9 protein-coding genes are annotated in these 14,026 nt (G+C 58.9%); 6 read left to right on the top strand and 3 right to left on the bottom strand.

The features are described from left to right. Window position 1: 1 nt before the first annotated feature. The 4 genes from asnB to NKI32_RS29160 all read left to right on the top strand — a co-directional run bounded on the left by asnB (window position 2) and on the right by NKI32_RS29160 (window position 7,864). A complete protein-coding gene (gene asnB / locus NKI32_RS29175; protein ID WP_352986697.1) occupies window positions 2-1,999 on the top strand; it encodes an asparagine synthase (glutamine-hydrolyzing) in 1,998 nt (665 codons plus the stop codon). A 1-nt stretch (window position 2,000) separates the two neighbouring features. Continuing rightward, the gene (locus NKI32_RS29170) at window positions 2,001-4,202 is read left to right on the top strand and encodes a GumC family protein (RefSeq protein WP_023681033.1); all 2,202 of its coding nucleotides are present in this window, start codon (window positions 2,001-2,003) and stop codon (window positions 4,200-4,202) included. 69 nt (window positions 4,203-4,271) lie between these two features. Continuing rightward, window positions 4,272-6,443: a polysaccharide biosynthesis C-terminal domain-containing protein gene (locus NKI32_RS29165; RefSeq protein WP_353004805.1), complete on the top strand. Its 2,172-nt coding sequence runs from the start codon at window positions 4,272-4,274 to the stop codon at window positions 6,441-6,443. Between the two features lie 215 nt (window positions 6,444-6,658). Continuing rightward, the gene (locus tag NKI32_RS29160; RefSeq protein WP_353004803.1) at window positions 6,659-7,864 is read left to right on the top strand and encodes an acyltransferase family protein; all 1,206 of its coding nucleotides are present in this window, start codon (window positions 6,659-6,661) and stop codon (window positions 7,862-7,864) included. Window positions 7,865-7,913: 49 nt separating this feature from the next. On the opposite strand, the gene NKI32_RS29155 is transcribed toward NKI32_RS29160, so the two are convergent. Both NKI32_RS29155 and NKI32_RS29150 read right to left on the bottom strand, forming a co-directional pair. Beyond that, window positions 7,914-9,050: an NAD-dependent epimerase/dehydratase family protein gene (locus tag NKI32_RS29155; protein ID WP_353004801.1), complete on the bottom strand. Its 1,137-nt coding sequence runs from the start codon at window positions 9,048-9,050 to the stop codon at window positions 7,914-7,916. Between the two features lie 160 nt (window positions 9,051-9,210). Continuing rightward, window positions 9,211-9,888, bottom strand: a complete 678-nt coding sequence (locus NKI32_RS29150; RefSeq protein ID WP_023706589.1) for a helix-turn-helix transcriptional regulator — start codon at window positions 9,886-9,888, stop codon at window positions 9,211-9,213. Window positions 9,889-10,140: 252 nt separating this feature from the next. On the opposite strand from NKI32_RS29150, the gene NKI32_RS29145 reads away from it, so the two are divergent. After that, a complete protein-coding gene (locus NKI32_RS29145; protein ID WP_353004799.1) occupies window positions 10,141-11,859 on the top strand; it encodes a sensor histidine kinase in 1,719 nt (572 codons plus the stop codon). Between the two features lie 101 nt (window positions 11,860-11,960). Here NKI32_RS29145 and NKI32_RS29140 read toward each other — a convergent pair whose 3' ends face one another. Continuing rightward, window positions 11,961-12,638: a LuxR C-terminal-related transcriptional regulator gene (locus tag NKI32_RS29140; protein WP_023681040.1), complete on the bottom strand. Its 678-nt coding sequence runs from the start codon at window positions 12,636-12,638 to the stop codon at window positions 11,961-11,963. A 620-nt stretch (window positions 12,639-13,258) separates the two neighbouring features. On the opposite strand from NKI32_RS29140, the gene NKI32_RS29135 reads away from it, so the two are divergent. Next, window positions 13,259-13,987, top strand: coding sequence for a nucleotidyltransferase family protein (locus NKI32_RS29135; protein WP_023706591.1), 729 nt, complete (start codon window positions 13,259-13,261; stop codon window positions 13,985-13,987). The last annotated feature ends 39 nt before the right edge of the window (window positions 13,988-14,026 follow it).

Raw genomic sequence — 14,026 nt, 5'->3', positions numbered from 1 at the left:
AATGTGTGGGATCGCCGGAATTTTGTTGGCGCCCGATGCAGCCAACGCAAGTGCGCTCAGGGCCATCGGACCGATGGCGACGGCGCTTCGTCATCGCGGACCTGACGGTGAGGCCTTCTGGGTGAGCCGTGAAGGGGGGGTAGCCTTCGGCCACCGGCGACTGGCCATCGTCGACCTGTCCGAAGCGGGTCGCCAGCCAATGCTCTCCGCGAGCGGTCGGTATGTCATCACCTTCAATGGCGAGATATACAATTTTCGCGATCTGCGCCGTGAACTGGAAGGGGCGGGCCATCATTTCCGCGGCGCCAGCGACACGGAGGTCATGCTGTGCGCGATCGAAAGCTGGGGCCTTGATGCAGCCCTCGCGCGCTTCGCTGGCATGTTTGCTTTCGGGCTGTGGGACCTGAAGAACCGAACGCTTCAGCTTGCCCGCGACCGAATGGGCAAGAAGCCACTCTATGTCGCCTTAACACGTGACGCGCTTGTCTTCGCCTCGGAGTTGAAGGCGATCACTTGCTTCCCAGGGTTCACCCCGGAACTCGATGTCGATGCGGCGACGACGATGGTTTCCAACGGCTGGGTGCCGGATGACCGTTGCATTTGGCAGGGCGTGTTCAAGCTGCCGCCTGGTTCAATCCTGTCGGTCACTGCGGCGCAATTCGCCGACGCCCGCGGCACCGGTTCGCTTGAGCATCGCATTCACCCTTGGTGGTCGCTGGCCGATGTCGCCAGCAAGGGACAGCGCGATCCGATAGCCGCCAGCGACGAGGACCTCGCGACCGAGCTCGACAGCCTGCTCCGCCTGGCCGTCAAGCAACGAATGATTGCAGATGTGCCGCTGGGCGCCTTTCTGTCGGGCGGGATCGACAGCTCGACTGTCGTCGCCCTGATGCAGGCACAGTCCCGAAACCCCGTTCGGACGTTCACCATAGCGTTCGGGGAAAGTGGGTTTGATGAAGCTCCCCATGCGGCCGCGGTTGCTCGGCATCTGGGCACCGATCATACGGAACTTCATCTCTCGCCGGCTGCCGCGCTTGAGGTCATTCCGGAGCTGCCCCGGATTTGGGACGAGCCGTTTGCCGATGAATCGCAGATACCGACGCTGCTGGTGTCGCGCCTCGCGCGGCAACACGTAACCGTGGCGCTTTCAGGCGATGGCGGCGACGAGTGCTTCGCAGGCTATTCTCGACACTTCCTGGCAACCCGCCTCACAAAGCAGCATGAGCTGCCATTGTCATTTCGCCGGCTGTTGGCATCGGGGGCTGGGTTGCTGGCCCAAGCCTCTCAGAAAGATATCTTCGGCAATCTGCCGCTTTCGGCGAATATGCGGCATGGCTTGCGCGGTGACCGCCTGGCTCGCCTTGCCCGCCTGCTCGCGGCGCGAGATGAGGACGAACTCTTTCTGCAACTGACAAAATCTTCAGCCAACGACCTTGTTCATCGCAAGCCGTCGACAGCACCTACCGACACCACAAAGCTCGACGGCCTGCTCTCGCGTCTCCTATTCGCCGACATGACAGGCTATCTACCGGGCGACATTTTGGTGAAGCTCGATCGAGCCACCATGGCCAACAGCCTCGAGGGGCGATGCCCGATCCTGGACCATCGCGTCGTTGAATTCGCCTGGCGCTTGCCAGCCCGTGCCAAAGTCCGAAACGGGAAGGGCAAATGGTTGCTTCGCCGACTGCTTGATCGTTATGTACCACGCCGACTGGTCGACCGGCCCAAGCAAGGTTTCGACGTTCCGGTCGGGACTTGGTTGAAAGGGCCCTTGCGCGGCTGGGCAACCGATATCATTGCCACGATCGGCCGCTCCGGGGACGGGGTCATCGACCGTGAGAAGGTCGACGCATGCTGGCGCAATCATCTGCATGGAAGCCAAGATAATTTCCGCGACCTGTGGCCGGTGCTCATGTTTCAGGCGTGGCGCAACGAAGCCATGCGGCCATCGACGGTCGCCACGCACCCTTCTTACCATATCGAACTGACAGGGGATTGAGATGGAAGGTTCCATAGCCAACCGCGCCCGGCGTCCGCGCGCCAAGCAGATGGAAGTTGGGACGCTTGAAACCAATCTGCGCTTGATGCGGCCGCCACGCGAGCCAACGCAATCGTCACCCTTCCACCAGCTCGTCATCATCCTGACGACGCGAAAATGGTTCTTGCTTGCCATGGCCCTTCTGGGCGGCATCCTGGCCGGACTGGCAGGCTTCACCCGCCCGGTGCTGTTCGAGGCAACGACCCAGGTCATTATCGATGCCCCGAGCAGCAGTGCTTCGGGCGGCGTGGCATCCGCCCAGGACTCGCTGGAATCGAACATCGATGATCATCTGACGATGCTCTCCTCGCAAGGCCACCTGCGTCGGGTCTTGGCAGCACTGCGCAAAGCCCAACCAGTCGACGGTAACGGAAAGACCGTCGTCAATGCCGTCCCGCCCGCGGCTGGCTCGTTCCTCATCGATCTCCTGAACAGGGCCTGGAGACAGGATAACACGGTGGCGGAAAATCCGGACGCAGCGGACGCGCCCGAGCTGAAGGCGCTACGCAACGGAATGAGGGTCGGACAAGAGCTGCGATCGCGCGTCATCACCATCGGCTTCACCGATCCAAATCCGGCGCGTGCGGCACTTGTCGCGAACACGTTTGCCCAGGTCTACATTCAAGATCTGGTACAAAAAAGCCGGGCATCGGATCAGGTTCATCTGGATTCGATAGTCGCCAGCCTTCCGCAAGTACAAAGGGATCTTGTCGAAGCGACAGATCGGCTGGAGACATACCGGCTCACGCATGGCGCCGTCGATCAGACTGCGGCCAACAACGCAGCCAGTGAGACAGCGGAACTCGGCCGGCAGATATTCCTATCGAAAGCCAGTCTTTCCGCGTCGGAAGCGCGCCTTCGCCGTATTGAGGACCTGCGCAAGGCGGGCGCCCCGGTCACGGCCATCGCTGAAGAAATCGGGTCGCCCGTGTTGACGGACCTGGTGACACGCCAGTCGGGTGCCGCCGCCGACGGCGATCTGCGCAACGCGATCGCCCGCGAAATGGAGCAAAGCGTTGCCCGAATCGCTGCCGAGGCAAATGTCTACCGGTCTCAGGCTACGGCTCTTGAAAGTCGCAAGGCGATGCTCGACGCGGCCGTGGCCGACACGGCGAGCCAACTTTCGGGGCTGCGTTCCCTTGAGCCTAGGGTAGCCATCGTGACGCAGCATTACAACGAACTCCTGAGCCGGCAGCAGGATCTGATACGTCGCATCGCCGCTCCTTCGCCAGGCGTAGCGGTCCTTTCGACCGCCTGGCCGCCGTCGACCCCCGTGACATTGTCGCCGATTTTCCTGATTCCCCCCGGCATGGTCGTCTTTGGTCTCATGGGGGCGGTCATTGTCCTGGTCCGCAACGGTTTCAACCAAACCTTGCGCAGTGAAGCCGAAGCCGAGGCCGAGCTTGGGGTCCCGTGCGTAGGACTGCTTCCCAGGGTTGCGGGACTTAATGCCAGAAAGCTGCGGCATCTGGTTCTGAGCCAGCAGAACTTGCCGTTCAGCCGCGCCGTGACTTCGCTGCTCGTCACTGCGGCGCCAACTCAGGGGAAGGGGCAGCCGCCGCATATCATTCTCGTGACGTCCAGCATCCAGGACGATGCCAAGACCGAGTTGGCATGGAGCCTGGCGCTGGCGGCAACGCGGCTGGGAGGAAGAGTGCTTTTCCTCGATCTCGATCGCAAGGATGTACGGCTCACGAACGGGTTTCGTGGTGAATTCAGCACCGACAAGGCCCGGAACTCCTTCGGCGACTATGTGAATGAACGTTGCGTGCTGAAGGATGCAATTACGAGGATGCCGGAAATCGGTATCGACCTCATGGCCGCTCCAGCACCTTCCGATGATCTCCTGACGCTTCTGTCCACCGTCGACAAATGCCAGTTCACCGAGGAGCTGCGTTCGGCCTACGACGTGGTCATCATGAACGGTCCCCTGGGCCTCGGGGGGCCTGAAACCAGGCTGCTTAAGCGCTGGGCCGATTCGGTGCTTTTTGCCGTTCGCTGGGCAAGGACGAGGCGCAGCATTGCCCGTGGTGCTCTGGATGCAATAGGGGCCGGCGGATCCGCCACCGTTCCAGTAGGGAGTGTGCTCACCCGGGTGAACCTGAAGAGGCTAGCCGGCTCCAGGCTCGGAGACAACGCCGATCTTCTGTTGGAGAGGGTTTGAAGATGCGTGTGCGATCTTCAACAGAAGCTCCAGGGAGCGATCGCGCCCCTAAATCGAGCCAGCTACACGATGATCATTGAATTTTTCGGACCTCCAGGATCCGGCAAAACAACCTTCGCACATGCGCTTGCGCAGCAGCTGCGCGGGAAAGGCTATCACGCCAAGGTCGCTCTCAGCTACAAGCCAAGCACCAGGGCCGCCAAATATGATCTCGGAATCTTTCTGTTCATATCACGGATCGTATCGGCGATATTTTCAACAGCCAGAATATTGCTTTTTTCGGCAGGGCGAGCCGATGATATTTCCAATTCCTTTGCAATGGTGAGGATGATACCGCCAAAAAACCGAATATGGCGCGCGCGAATCTGGCGATACATCCTGCACCTTTCGCGTTGCTGGAAGTCTGCGGAGCAATCGCCCGAAATTACGATTTTCGATCAAGGATATGTTCAAGCGATTGGTTCGCTTGCGATGTTCAATGGGAGCACCAACCCCAGAACGCTGGAAAAGGCGCTCAGCCTCGCACCGGCGGCCGATCTCACCGTCAGGCTCTTGGTGCCAGCTGCGGTCGTGGAAAGTCGCCTTCGTAGGCGGATGGAGCTTGAGCCGCCGGCGGAACGGATTTTCGAGGCCGACTTGAACGTGAACATGCGCTCGTTCGCCGTTTTTGAAGCGATGCATGACCTCCTGACAACATCTGGCCGGGAAATCATCTCCGTCGAATACACCGATGGTCCATCGACCTTTAAAAGTATTTGTCGGATTGAGAGACAAATACTTTCTGCATTGTCGCGCTTCGATAGGGCGGTCGGCGAAAAGCAAATTGAGTTGTCATCTCATCGCGCAGACGTAACAACTGGTTCAGCAACCACACCGCCGCGCAACAAGGACATGGGATCGCGGCTCGCTTGGGCAAGCATCTTCGCCTTGTTGATCTATATTGGTGGCGCTGGTTTGACCAGTCTTGCCCAGTTGGCAATTGCACGCCTTATCGGACCTCACAACTACGGCATCTATTCCTACGTTCAGGCTTGGACGTCAGTGCTCGCCTATCTGGCAACGCTTGGCTTTAATGTATCATTGTTGCGTTTCCTCCCAGCCTATAGGGCCAGTGGCAGGCTTGATCTGGCCCGCGGGGTGATAAGATTTGCGCTTCAGAGATCGCTGATAGCGGCAACCTTGTTCGGGATGATCGGCGCTGCGTCAGTCCTGTTCCTTTCAGATCCAACGGAAAGAGGGCTTGAGACAAGCATCGTGCTCGGCATGATGGCTGTGCCCTTGGTTACCGCCTATGCTCTCGGAGCCACGCTTGTGCGTGCTTTCGGCGGCGTTGTCTCGGCGTTGTTGCCGGAGCGCATCATGCGAGACGGGCTCCTGCTCGTGTTGGTAGCCCTCCTGGCATTGTCGGGATTTCGAACAGTGGATGCGCCCTCGGTGACGCTGGCGGTGCTTGTGAGTTCCGCTTTCACAGCGGCCCTGGTGTTCATCATCGCGAGGAGGTTTGAACCACCCGACCTGGGACACGCCAAGCCAAGTTATGCCTCGAGGGAATGGTGGCTTGCCGTCCCCCCGCTCATGCTCATCACCGGGCTCGATGTTTTCGTCAGTCGGGCAGGAGTCCTGGTTTTGGGCTGGACAAGCCATATTGCTGAAGCGGGTATTTTCGCGCTGGCCTTGAATGTCGCGATGCTCGTGGGCCTGTCCCGTATCGCCGTGGCAACCATGTTTTCGCCAACAGCAGCCGATCTCTACGTCAGAGGCGATCGCAGAGGCCTACAACAGCTGTTCGCGCGCGCAACCCTGCTTTCTGCTGGCGGTGCCATCCTGGTGGCCATCCCGATGATGGTGATCGTCGAGCCGTTCTTGAGCTATTTCGGTGAGGGTTATAGCGCGGGAGCGCCGATCGCACGGGTTCTGATTTTGGGATATGTCTTTGTCGCGCTGTGCGGGCCCCAACAGAATCTCCTGACCATGACTGGAAATGAATGGGCTGCGGCAACGACGATGATAGCGGGTGCTGTGGCCAATATCATTGCCTGTGCAGCCGGAGTTGCGGTGTACGGCCTGCTTGGCGCTGCGGTGGGTGTCGCACTTGCACTGAGCATCTGGAGCATTGCCATGGCCGTCTATATCCGCAAGCGACTGAAAATCATGCCAGGCTTGGTTTTTGCCTTGCTGTCGATCAGGCCGAGCGCGGTCGATGCCCGTCAATGGCATTGGTTCTTGAGGGCGAGCAAATGAGAGCACTGTTTTGGCTACGGTGATTGCCGTCGTTCGGGCAGGAAGTCACGAAGCCCGGATCGCCCAAAGGCCATAGGGCTGCACAGACGCTTCGGCGTATCTCTGTTCCGGACACCCGCGCGGGCAGCCGATACTTCGCGGGCTGTGTCCGTCATTTGAAGGATGCATCAGTTTCGGGGGCGCCCCAGGGTGTGCTCACAATCTGCGGAGCATCCATGGAACAAGCCCGAATGGCGAGCGCCTCGGCGCCTGCAGTGCGCCGTCCCTCGGAGAGATCGACGCCTGTCGAGCGCAGCCAACGCGAAACCCTCACCCAAGTTCAGGTCCTGCGCGCCCTCGCGGCTAGTTCGGTCGCGCTGCGACACGCCCAGCATGATGCGGCCACCCTGGAATTACAGGCCGGCCGCACCTTTCAGAGCTGGAATCCGATACCATGGAGCGCTGGAGTCGATATTTTCTTCGTGATTTCCGGCCTTATCATGGTGCATACGTCGCGACAGCTGTTCGCAAAGCCCGGGGGCGCGCGTCTCTTCATTTCCCGCCGGATCGCGCGAATTGTCCCGCTATATTGGGCGCTCACCTCGCTCTACATTGCGGTAGCGGTGGCCGCCCCAAATTTTCTCAACCAGAGCTACGTCGATTTCAGGTTTGTAGTCGAATCCTATTTATTCGTTCCGGCCAGTCGCCCTGACGGCGTCGTTCAGCCGGTCTACGAGTTGGGTTGGACGCTCAATTATGAGATGCTGTTTTACGTGTTGTTCACGGCGACGATCGTGCTGCCCATGCGGTGGGCAGTTACGGTCCTGCTCACGATCCTGGTTGGGATGGTGCTCTCGGGCGCTCTTGCGGCTCCCTTGCCAGAGCCCTGGGGTTTCTGGAACAATCCGATCATCCTCGAATTTGCTTTCGGCGCGATGATCGGGGTCATTTGCGCCTCGGGCCTGCGGCCTTCCGGCCCAATCAGGGCCTGTGTCGCCGCAACGGGACTGGGTGCCCTGATGCTTGCGGCGGCGTTTCCCGATATCTCGGCCGGCCTTGGTCGCCCTGTCGTGTATGGCATTCCGGCGTCTCTAATAGATTGGAGTGCTGCCCTGGCACCGGCGGGTAAACTGAGGCATGACAGCCTGGCGGCGAGGTGGGCCGCTGGCGTTGGCGATGCGTCATACGCTCTTTACCTCATGCATCCATTCGTGATCCGCGCCATGCGCATAATTTTCTGGCGTACAGGCTTGATCTTTGTGCTCGGCCCGTGGGCTTTCATCGGTTCGGCCTTGGCGATAACCCTGGGCGTGGCATTTATCACCCACCGTCTGTTCGACAAGCCGCTCACCCGCTATGCGCGGCGCCTTTTGGGGGTCGGGCACGGCACAGGACGGCAGCTTGGGTCCCTTCCAGTGCCGGCGTATCCCAAGACAGATTGAAGGCGAGCCGCGACCCTGCCACACCTGGGAAACGGCGGCGTTGTGCTCACTATGCCGTTGCCGGAAGGCCAGCTGGTCGCACCTGTCGGACAGGGCGTGCATGGAATTCCCGATACCATTCCACGAAACGTTGCACGCCGTCCTCCAGTGTTGTCGCCGGTGCGAAGCCAACGGCGCGGCGCAGGTCCCTGACATCGGCGCGGGTTTCCAGGACGTCACCTGGCGGTAAAGGTGCGTTGACGCGAACGGCGCGGCGACCAAGGGCCGTCTCGATGAGCGCGATCAGATGGTTGATTTCTTCCGGCCGATCATTGCCGATATTGTAGAGCCTATATGGCGCCGAACTGGTGGCAGGATCGGCAGCGCGACCGTCCCAACCGGGATCCTGACACGGTGGTTTGGCGAGCACGCGAACAACCCCCTCTACGATGTCGTCGATATAGGTGAAATCCCGCCATACGCGCCCGGCATTGGCGATTTCGATCGTTCGGCCCTCGGCGATGGCATGGGTGAACGTGTATACTGCCATGTCGGGCCTGCCCCAGGGACCATAGACGGTGAAGAAGCGCAATCCGGTTACGGGCAAGCCGAACAGATGGCTGTAGGAATGCGCCATGCATTCATTGGCGGCCTTGGTGGCGGCGTAGAAGCTCACCGGATGATTGGCACCATGATGTTCGGAGAAGGGTATGCGTCGATTGGCGCCATATACGGAGCTCGACGAGGCATAAACGAGATGGCTGACGCCGGCGTGTCGGCAGCCCTCCAGAACGTTGAGAAATGCGACAATGTTTGACTCCACATAGGCATGCGGGTCGACGAGCGAATGACGCACCCCGGCCTGGGCGGCCAGATGCACGAAGTGCGATGGCTGGAATTCGCAGAACAGCGCTTTCACCAGCGACCGGTCCGCCAGGTCGAAGCGCATCGGCGTGAACCTCGGCTCGGCGCAGAGCCGTGTAAATCGCGCCTCCTTCAGCTTCAGGTCGTAGTAAGGCGTGAAGTTGTCGACGCCGATGACTTCGGCGCCGAGCCGCAAAAGGCGTGACGCAACATGAAATCCGATGAACCCAGCGGCGCCCGTGACGATGATCGGCCCCGTGTGCGTAAGGTTCGACGCAGCACCATCCTGCAGCGCGTGAACGATATCCGCCAGCTTGTTGACCTTCGAATCTGCTTCGGCCATGGCAAGTCACTCCCGTTTCCAGGTTCCGCGTTCTGCGCTATCTCGGCAGCGCCTTGAACGATCGGAAATGGCGCCGCCGGCCTTGTGATCTACGCGACAGCGCGCTCAATGCGGGCCGCCGCTGTCTGAATCAAAGCGGATGCAGACAGCAGTCGATTTCTCATGGCAAAACCGAAATGCGCCCCAAAAGAGCCACTAGTTCCGCCTGACGCCTCGTGTCGGTCTTGGCGAACAGTGAGGCAAGCTGAGAGCGGATAGTCGTGCGACTGAGATGCCAACTGCGGGCGATCTCCAGGGGCGCGTCGCCATGGGCGAGGCGTAGCGCCAACTGCGTTTCCGCGCTGGTCAAACCGAACATCCTTTGCAACGTGCGAGGGTTGGCCGCCGATTTGTTATCCCGGTCCAGCAATGCGACGACGGTTGTCCCGTCCGGTGTAACGACGCCCGTCTCGTTCATGGTCACCGGCCTGTCGCCTCTGCTGTGGATCACTACCCATGAGAGTGAGCCCGGCTGGAGGTGGACCGGAACATTCGCGACCAGCCGCCTCAACCCGGCGGCAAGCTCGACGGCTGTATCAGTTGCTTCGCCCTGGCGTGCGAGGGTGTCCCGAGCGGCAGCGTTCCATTCTATTACTTTCTTGTCTCGGTCCAGGACGAGATAGCCGCAACCCATACGATCAAGCATGCCGGTGATGGATTCCAGGCTGCGTCGTCGAGATCCGCCGACCCTTGCGTCCGGTCGGTCCACAAGGCTTATCGGCCGTTCGTGGCGGGTATCGTTCAATACAATGTATTGCCTGCCTGCGAGCGTATCGTTTCGCGTTTCAATCAGTGTCATCGCTTCCACCCAACCCATTGCTACTGACGCAAATCAAATCGGTTGAAGTTGCTGCTTCAACTTGAATTCCACATACTGCGAGAAATCTGCGAATGGTTTTTCCGCAACGTCTCTTGGATATACCTTTCTGAAGAGCGCTCCTGACACATGATTTTATTCGCCGGCAAAGTCATGGCAATCGGGCATTGGGATTAGGTGCCACCCCTTCGGCCTAGTCTCGACGGACTAGACCGAAAGTTGTAGTCTTTGCGCATGGGTTCGGACCTGCGCTGGCTCAAATCGAATGTGTCGAGCACTACGTTGGCTCATCTAGCTTCGCTGTTGGTGTTTGCAGCATCGGTAGCATTCGAGGCGATAAGTACGGTATATGGCGGCCAGCCGTTGCCGCTTGTTGCGTTTATCCCCATAACCGTTGTCATCGTGTATCTTGAGGGCCGTTTTGTTGCCATCGCAGCAACGCTTCTGATGGCGGTCGCCGGCTTGTGGATGCGACACCTGCTGGACGGTCACCTCACTGGTGGAGACTGGACCGGGGCCGTCTTCCTCCTGGGTTCGGGTAGCCTGATCGCAGCTGTGTTCCACCGCCTGCGACAAGATCTGCACGGTGCGCTCAGGGTGGCAGAAGCGAGGCTCGCTGCCATCGACGCTGCCGCCTTGGGCTTTGCTAATACCAATCGCCATGGCGAACTGCTGCAGTCGAACAGACGGCTTTTGGAGATGACCGGCTACGCGCACAAGGAACTTGCCCAACTCGAGTTGCAGGAACTCATTGTCCCCGACGATCGAGGTACTGTGCGGAAACTTTTGGAAGATTTGGGCAATGGGACCGCGTCTGCGACGGATATCCGCGTTTTGCGCCAGGATGGCACGGCATTCTGGGCTCACCTGGCCCTGTCTTCGTCGCGGCCGGACGAGGCGCCAAATGAGAGCGTATTCGTGGTGGTTGACGATATTTCCGAGCGACAAGCGGCACGCGAGGCCCTTCGGGCTCAGAAGGAATGGCTTGATCTCGCCGTGTCTGCCGGGCGCCTGGGAACATGGCAAATAGACATTGACGATGGGACAGTCGCCGGCTCGAGCAAGTTCTGGGACATTCTTGGTCTGCCTCCGGCCCCAGTCCGCCGCTTGGAAGAACTCTCGGCTGTAATCCATCCCGTCGACTGGCCGAAGCTGTCCGCCTCGGCAAAGCCTTCATCGGCATTGAACTATGACGTCGAGATCCGTGTCCGGCAAGTGGATGGTCACACACGCTGGATTGCTTTGCGTGGACGGCAGGAAGAGCACGGCGACCGCAAAATGCGCATCGGGGTGGCGGCGGATCTGACCGAACGTCGACAAACAACTTTGCTTCGCGCCGCCGTAAAGAGACGCGAGCGCATAATGCGCGAAGAGCGCCATCGGTTCAGCAATGTGTTTCCAGTGATCAGAGCTCTGGTCAACATGATCGATATTCCCGACAATGACGTTGCCAAATACAAGGAGATGTTGATCGATTGGATTCGAACGCTGGAGGCGACCCATCGCATCCTTTCTCGTCACGCCAACCTGTCAGGGATGCTCCATGAGCTCGTGGACCGGGAATTGCAGCCCTTCAAGGAGACACGCGACATAACGATCAGTGGACCTTCCCTCACTGTGCCAAGCGGCGCCGCCGAGGGCTTGGCGATGATCCTTCACGAGTTGACGACAAACTCGGTGAAACATGGTGCGCTGGGTGACCCGAATGGCAGGGTCGAAGTTAAGTGGCGATTTGCATCCGAGGACGAAGGTGACGACCTCGTGTTCGATTGGGTGGAATCGGGCCGACGGAAGAGTTCAAAAGTCGTACGCCGCGGGTTCGGGTCACTGATAATCGGTGTGGACAGCACGCCGCTTGTCGGTCATTCCCCGAATATGGAAATAACCGAAGATGGCCTTCGATATTCGCTGCGTGTGTCGCGCAAAGAAATTGAGGAATTTGGATTGCAATAGAGCCCCTCCAAGTCGAAGCCGAATTGGCCAATTAACGGATGGTGTGGGCCCTTTGCTGCGATTTCCTGCAAGCAAACTCGGGCCGGTTCGAGGGGCATACGTCAACTTGCCTGTCTCGTCAGCCAGCTTTGGAGCAACACAGCTGCTTCGGTACGGTTTCTAACCCCAAGCTCACGCAGCACGGCTGCGGCATGGATTTTCGTTGTCGCCTCGGCAATGTCCAGATTGCGGGCAATCTCCTTATTCGAGTACCCCTCTGCCATCAGCTTGAGGACGTCCTTCTGTCTAGATGTCAGCCTAGCGACGTCGCCCGAGCCCTCGTGCCGGCGGCTGGCATTTTGTACCGGAGGTGGGGGGGCATGCGATCTCTGGTCGGCAGACGTTCGAGATAGGAGAGATGGCACATAGATCCGGCCAGCGAGGATTTCGTTTACAGCCAGCACGACTTCTTCGTCGCTCTGCGATTTGACGATATACCCGTGAAGTCCGATCGAAAGCGCGGTCAGTATCTCCGAGCGGGAATCATCCCCGGAAACGATCGCAAAGCGAGTGTCAGGATAGGCAGCCATAAAGTCGCTGAGCACTTCCTGATGGAACAGCCCAGGCATGTTCAGATCGAGGATCGCAAGATCGATGGACGCCTGCTCCTCTAGAAGATTGACCGCGGCATCGAAACACGAAGCTTCGAATATTTCGGCGCTTGGAATTCCAGCCATGAGTGCCAGCCGGAGACCACGCCGATATAAGCCGTGATCGTCGGCAATGACGATCCGAGCCATGCAACTACCCCAACGCGTTACTCGGTTCCCGACGAGAAAACCCGCTGGAACCTCCCATTCGCCTATGATCGACAATCCGTGGTGGTCCTAAAATGGCGGCCATCCACTGGTCAACGCATCACAGTGATGTCCGCAGCGTCCCATCCACGCACATCCAGAACGTCTAATATAATACTAAATTGCGAAGCTCATCCATAGATTTTTAACCCTGGCGTGCGGTACCTGTCCGCAAAACGATGCCGGTTCCCCATTTGTGGGTCCAAAGCCAGCTGTTCAGGACCATTTCTGTTATGTCGCCACCCGCTGTCGCTGGACCTGTAGGCCGGCCCGGCCCGGGCGGATCGCAGCTTTTTTGAAAGCAACTGCTTTCGTTTTATCGCCGTCATGATCAGTGCCCAATCGCGCTTCTATCGGCTGTTGATCTCGTGGCCATCTAATACCTTGAACGTTTTGAATCCCTACCATTCGAATGCACGACGACAGCCGCCCCGGCTGTCACATACCTTTTCACATATGATGTTCGGATTGCCGCCGAGGTTTGGCCGGATTTGAGGGTATGCCCTGGCCGGACAATGGAACACCGATCCCGAACAAAGCCAACTGCAGATCAGGAGGATCGAATGAAAGCGGTGATTCAATGTGGTGGGATGGGTACGCGCCTTCGACCGTTTACATCGGTCCTGCCGAAACCATTAATGCCGATAGGGGCCCGGCCTGTTCTTGAGTTGCTTTTGAAGTGGCTGCGGCGCAACGGCATTGAAGACGTGTATATTACGACAGGGTATCTAGGGCATTTGATCCGTAGCGTCTGCGGCGACGGATCGCAATGGAACTTGAAGATCAAATATACCCAGGAAATGGAGCCACTCGGCACCGTCGGACCTCTCTCTCTGATTAGGGATGAACTGAACGAAACATTTGTCGTTCTGAACGGCGATGTCCTCACAGATCTAAGCCTGAGCCGGTTTGTAGCCGCGCACCGCTTGCATAGGGATCCCGTTACGATCGCCACGGCGTGCCGTCATATCAAGATGGACTTCGGGGTCATCGACGAGATCGACAATACCGTCCAGCTCTTCCGGGAAAAGCCGACGCTTTCCCATCTCGTCAGCATGGGGATTTACTGCATGAACCCAGATGTCCTGCGGTTCATTCCGTCCGGGATCCCATTTGGGTTCGATGACCTGATGCTGCAGATGATGCAGGGCGGCACGACCGTGCATGTTTACAAGCATGACGGTCTTTGGCTCGACATCGGTCGTGTCGATGACTTCCAGAATGCACAGGCAATTGCCTGGGAAGATCAGTCGTCCTCAATCGAGGTCGCGGCTGCCGCTGCAGCCGCATGAAAGTCTGATGCAGAGGTCTAGCCACTAACAAGGCTTTCA

It is taken from the genome of Mesorhizobium sp. M0761, from assembly GCF_040320205.1.
Lineage (GTDB): Bacteria > Pseudomonadota > Alphaproteobacteria > Rhizobiales > Rhizobiaceae > Mesorhizobium.
The sequence above is the reverse complement of the archived record's forward strand: the minus strand, read 5'-3'. Positions and strand labels throughout refer to the sequence as shown.